This window comes from Leucobacter sp. M11 (assembly GCF_035726885.1).
Taxonomy (GTDB): Bacteria; Actinomycetota; Actinomycetes; order Actinomycetales; family Microbacteriaceae; genus JAPFRB01.
In genome coordinates this window covers 269,634-273,286 of sequence record NZ_JAPFRB010000002.1, presented here as the reverse complement: position 1 = coordinate 273,286, position 3,653 = coordinate 269,634, and the positions used below count along the sequence as shown (strand labels likewise).

Sequence of the window (3,653 nt, the reverse complement as noted above, 5' to 3'; positions counted from 1 at the left end):
GGCTCTCTGAGGGGAGCGCCGCTGCCGCCCTCGCCGAGTACCGCAGGCGGCTCGGGGGCTACCGGGCCGAGATCGAGGGCACCCGTGAGGCCTGGCGGCGGGTGCTCGGCAACGCCGCCGAGGACCGCCTCGTGCCCGGGCGCGCGGCGAGCGCGGAGGGCGAGACCCTGCACACGGGGAGGCTTGCCGCCACCGTCACGGAGGTCAGCGCGGGCCGCACGCGCCCGGACGCCTTCCGGGTTCGCGCGCGGGTCAGCCGCAGCGCTCGCGCGCCCGGGCACACCGACTACGCGCTCGTCCTGGACCGCTCGGCGTCGATGCGGGGCCGCAATGCCCAGCTCTGCGGAGACGCCGCAATGGTCATGGTCGAGGCGCTCGAGGCCGTGTCTCGGGACGTCGCCCAGGCCGCGGTTCGTCCCCGGGCCGCCCTCGCCCCGCAGCTGCGCGCCGCGCTCATCGTCTTCGACGCGGCGCCCGTCACCGTGAAGCCGCTCGCTCGACCCCTGGATGAGGCCGCTCGCGCCGGGCTGCACGCGGCGGTGCGCGGCGCCGGGGGCAGCACCCTGGGTGCCCCGGCGCTCCGGGAGGCCGCCCGCGAGCTCGGCCTGGTCACGGCGGCTTCGCGGCCGACTCCGGCAGCGCCCGGCGACCCCCGCCGGATCGTGATTCTCGTGAGCGACGGGGGCGTCACGGACGCCGCGGAGCTGCGCGGCGAGGCGAGTGCGCTCCGCCGGGCGGGCGCGGACGTGGTCGGCATCGGGGTGGGCGCGGGGGCCGGGCTGGCGGAGCTGGGCATCGAGGCGCGCCGCATCGAGCGGCTGGACCAGCTGCCCGGTGCCCTGGCGGGGCTGCTCGCGGAGCACGCGCACCCGTCGCCCCGGGGCGCAGCCTCAGGTAGCCGGGCCTGAGCTGCGGCCCTGGCGAGCCGGGCGCGTGCCGATGTGCGGCCCCTGATCGCCACGGTCCCGGGTGCTGATTCGGATCGCGCCCCGCGCGGGATCCGCGCCGTGCCGGGCCGCGAAGCGGGCGTCGGGGAGCGCTCCGGCGAGCCAGGTAAAGCCGTGCGGGTCGAGGAGCGGTTCGCCACGCACCACGCGCATCGCCTGCAGCATCAGCAGTTCCGGGAGGGAGGGGTGTTCGCCGGGGCGCGCCGCCTGGAACGGGCGACCCACCTCCGGCGGGGCCGGGTCCGCGGGCAGCCAGCGCAGGGTCCAGCGTGGCTGCCCCGGCCGCCCCCGCAGGGGCGGGATCGCGGCGTCCGGGGCGGGCACCGCGTCGAGCGCGGCGAACCAGCGGACGACCTCCGTGGAGCACACGAGGCGGGGCCACCCCGACGGCGAGGAGCCGGAAAAGAGGCGCTGCCACCCCGCCAGGCCGAGGCCGTGCGGGGCGGGCACCGGCAGGTCCCCGTCCGCGGGCTCGCCGCGCGGCACGCCCGCGACGAAGAATGACTCGGGCTCCGGCAGGAACACCCCGAGCGCCAGCGCCACCTCGCTCGCGCGCGCAAAGGCGTCCCGGAGCCGCTCTCCGGCGGAGGTGTCTCGGAAGCGCGCGAGCCCGGGGCCCCACGCCCCGGCGCGGAGGCGTTCCGTCTCCGCGCGCAGCCAGTGCTCCGCCGCGTCGCCGTCCGCGGGGCCCGGGGCCGAAGCGCCAACCCGGGCGGCCAGCTCGGGAAAGAGCGCCCGACCCAGCTCGGCGGCGTCCGAAATCCGCTCCGACGGGTCCACGATCACCCCTCCCCGACGGCGAGGCGGGCCACGCGCGGCCCGATCCCCGTGACGATCTCGTGCGGGATGGTACCGAGGTGCCCCGCCCACTCCGTCACGGGGGGCTCGCCGCGCGCCGGATCGCCGAAGAGCACGACCCGATCGCCGATCCGCACCCGGTCGGCAAGCCCGGTCACATCGAGGATGCACTGGTCCATCCCGATCCGACCGATGATCGGCACCCGCTCCCCGAGCAGGCTCACGGTCGCCCCGGAGCCGTTCAGGGCGCGCGGCATCCCGTCCGCGTAGCCGATGGGGACGAGGGCGAGCACGGACTCTCGCTCGCAGACGTGCGTGAAGCCGTAGGAGACCCCCGTGCCCGCGGGCACCCGGCGCAGCGACACGACCGGCGCGGCGAGCGTCATGACCGGGCGCAGTCCGAGCTCGGCCCCGTCCGCCGCGGCGAGCGGGCTCAGACCGTATGCCGCGAGTCCGACCCGGACCGCGTCGTAGCGGAGGGCCGGGGCGGAAAAGGCCGCGGCCGAGGCCGCAAGGTGCCGGAGGGGCGGGCGCACCCCGTGCCCGGCGAGGAGCCGCACCGCCGCGTCGAAGCGCGCGGCCTGCGTCCGGTCCTCGGCGTCTCCCGTGTTCGCCAGGTGGCTGAACACCCCGGTCACGCGCAGCCGCCCGGCAGACTCGGCGCGGGCCGCCTCGGCGCAGAGGCCCGCCCAGGTTTCCGGGGCGGCGCCGTTCCGGCTCAGGCCGGTGTCCACCTTGAGCTGCGCCCGGGCCGTGATCCCCGCCCGCTCCGCGGCGTGGGTCAGCCTCCCGAGCTGCTCGACACTGCTGAGCCCCAGCTCGATGCCGTGCCGGAGCGCCAGATCCGCGTCGATCTCCTCGTCGTGCAGCCAGCAGAGGACCGGGGCGGCGCAGCCGGATTCCCGGAGCGCGACGGCCTCGTCGAGGCTGGCGACGGCGACCATCGCCGCCCCGGCAGCGATGACCGCGGGGGCGACGATCTCCGCCCCGTGACCGTAGGCGCCGGCCTTGACGACCACGATGACCCGAGACCCGGTCACCCGGCGGATCGTGCGGATGTTGTGCCGCAGGGCGGGCAGCGAGATCTCGGCCGCCCGCAGGAGCCGCCGCTCCCGGGAGGCGGCCGGGGCCCGGGAGTCGACCGTCACGGTCGGGCCGCCGCGCGGGGGAGCGCGTCGAGCCAGTCGCCGAGGACCCGTCGCGCGGCCGCGGCGAGAGCCGGGCCGTGCTCGGCCGCCGCTGCCCGGATCGTGGCGGGATCGATGCCCTCGGCGGCGAGCTCGTGGGCGTGACCGATCAGCCACCGCTCGATCCGTTCGTGCTCGACCTCCAGGTGGAACTGGAGCGCGAGCACCCGGTCGGCCACGGCGAAGGCCTGGTACGGGAACCCGGGGGTCCCCGCGAGGAGGGTGGCCCCGCTCGGCACCGCGAACTGATCGCGGTGCCAGTGCAGCACGGGAAGCGCGGCCCCTCGTTCATCGCTGAGCCCGGCGAGCACGCTCCGCTTACCCGGCGCGGTGAACCAGAGCGGGGCGTAGCCAATCTCGGCGAAGCCCGTTGGGGTCACCGCCGCGCCGAGCGCCTCGGCGATGAGCTGTGCGCCGAGGCAGATGCCCAGGGCGGGCCGCCCCGAGTCGAGCCAGGCCCGGATCACCCGCTTTTCCTGCGCGAGAAAGGGGTAGGCGGCCTCGTCGGTGACCCCGAGGGGGCCGCCGAGGACGACCAGGAGATCGGCCTCCGGGGGCACGGCCGCATCGAGGTCGTCCTGACCCGCCTCCGCGATGCGCACCTCGTAGCCCCGCTCGGCCAGGAGCGGTGCGAGGAGCCCGGGCCCCTCGAAGCCGAGGTGTTGCACGATGAGGGCGAGCCTTCGGGGCGGCACCGCGCGCAGTGACGCGCGCCGGGCCT

General features: G+C 77.1%; 4 protein-coding genes. 1 reads left to right on the top strand and 3 read right to left on the bottom strand.

Going from position 1 to position 3,653, the window contains the following annotated elements:
• The coding region (locus OOT08_RS05535) for a vWA domain-containing protein (protein ID WP_325091585.1) at positions 1 to 908 on the top strand (908 nt) is incomplete at its 5' end.
• Here OOT08_RS05535 and OOT08_RS05530 read toward each other — a convergent pair.
• The 3 genes from OOT08_RS05530 to OOT08_RS05520 form a co-directional block, all read right to left on the bottom strand.
• Positions 891 to 1,727 carry a hypothetical protein gene (locus tag OOT08_RS05530; protein ID WP_325091583.1) on the bottom strand — a complete coding sequence of 279 codons (837 nt, stop codon included), beginning with the start codon at positions 1,725 to 1,727 and terminating at the stop codon, positions 891 to 893. The genes OOT08_RS05535 and OOT08_RS05530 overlap by 18 nt on opposite strands.
• A gap of 2 nt (positions 1,728 to 1,729) precedes the next feature.
• A complete protein-coding gene (alr, locus tag OOT08_RS05525) occupies positions 1,730 to 2,893 on the bottom strand; it encodes an alanine racemase (protein WP_325091581.1) in 1,164 nt (387 codons plus the stop codon).
• Positions 2,890 to 3,653, bottom strand: a 764-nt coding sequence (locus tag OOT08_RS05520) for a glutamine amidotransferase (protein ID WP_325091579.1), incomplete at its 5' end; no start/stop codon positions are given. The genes alr and OOT08_RS05520, both read right to left, overlap by 4 nt.